This is a genomic window from Streptomyces griseicoloratus, from assembly GCF_014534645.1.
Lineage (GTDB): Bacteria > Actinomycetota > Actinomycetes > Streptomycetales > Streptomycetaceae > Streptomyces > Streptomyces griseicoloratus.
Genome location: NZ_JACVQF010000048.1, coordinates 1 through 1,480 on the forward strand (window position 1 = coordinate 1; position 1,480 = coordinate 1,480).

Consider the following 1,480-nt stretch of genomic DNA (forward strand, 5'->3'; position numbering starts at 1 on the left):
CGTCGCCGTTGAAGTCACCGCTCAGCGGGGTCTCGCCGCCCGGGGCGAAGAAGTCGTGCCAGACCCTGGCGCCGCCGAACTCGCTGCCCGTGGACGGGGCGACATAGACGTCGGCCTCGTCGTCGTGGGTGAAGGTGACGATGTCGTCCTTGCCGTCACCCGTGAAGTCGGTGGGCGAACCACCCAGCATGTCACCGCCGCCGCTGGTGACGAGCTGCATGTAGTAGTTCCAGTTCCAGTGCGGACCCGGATCGGTGTGGTCGTTGCCGGGCACCTCATTGTGGCCGAGGATGTGGGCGCGGTCCTTCGGGATGCCGTGCCGGTCGCACAGGTGCCGGGTCAGCGCGGCGGACGAGCGGTACATGGCGTCGGTGAACCATGACGCGTTGTCGACGTATCCCTCGTGCTCGATCCCGAGCGCCGACGCGTTGGCGCTGCGGACGTGGTAGGCGGTGTCCGCGTCCCGCACCGTCTGGGTGACGTCACCGTCGGAGGAGCGGATCACGTAGTGCGCGCTCACACCGGCGGATCCGTTCTGGAACCAGCTGATGGAGCCTGCGTAGGAACCCTGTGTGACATGGATGACAACCTTGTCGATCCGTGCCGAACGCCCGGCCTGGTAGTTGTTCGGGTGCGCGGGTACCCAGTGCGCCGGCCCGTAGTCGGCGCTGAGCACACCGGCCTCGGCCGTCTCGCCGTCGCCGGTGGACATCCCGAGCGGGCGCACCTTCTCGTACGCGCCGCGCTCCGGGTCGGCCTTCCGCGGCCTCACGGTGACGCGCTCCCCGCCCCGCACCTTCTGGGCCAGCCCCTTGGCGAGGAGGCCGTAGACGGTGTCGGCGTAGAGCCGGGCCGTGCGTGCCTGGTCCGAACCGCCGTACTCGGCGACGACGGGGTACCACTCCCCGATCCGGTCGCGTTCGGCGGCGTCCAGGCCGAGCCCGTCGGCGTAGGCCCTCAGCACCGCGGCCGCGCCGCGTACGTTGGCGTCCGTGTCGCCTTTCAGCTCGGCGGCCGGCAGCCCGGTCAGCTCGGCCGCCTTGTCCAGCGTCCGGTGCTCCGGGTTGCTGACGAGATGCATCACCCCGTAGCCGTTGGCCGAACTCGGCTTGCCATCATGGTCGTCGAGATGGGTCTCCCCGTAGCCGACGGCGACGAGCAGATCCCGCGGGACGTCGTATTCCCTGGCCGCGGTCGCGAACGCGTCGTTCACGGCCGAGACGGAGGCGTGCGCCGCGCCTGCCGGGCGGTCGGCCTCCAGAGCACCTGCCTGGCCGGTCAGCATGAGCGCCGGCGCGAGGACTGCGCCGAGCACGGCCGCGCGCGTTCTGGCGCGTGCCGGGACGCGTGGGTGTGAAGACAAGAACTCCCCCTGCGTTGTCGAATGGTGGATGCGGGCCCGGCTCAGAGGCTGGTTTCGCCGCGGATGCCGAAGAAGTCGTGCCATTTGCGGCCGTCGACGAAGGCGTTGGTCCCGTTG

The 1,480-nt window shown here is 70.1% G+C and carries 1 protein-coding gene; it reads right to left on the minus strand.

Annotated elements, in window-relative coordinates; genetic code table 11:
- A partial coding sequence (locus tag H0H10_RS01630) for an N-acetylmuramoyl-L-alanine amidase (RefSeq protein ID WP_188178969.1) occupies positions 1–1,285 on the minus strand: 1,285 nt, incomplete at its 3' end.
- Positions 1,286–1,480 lie beyond the last annotated feature (195 nt).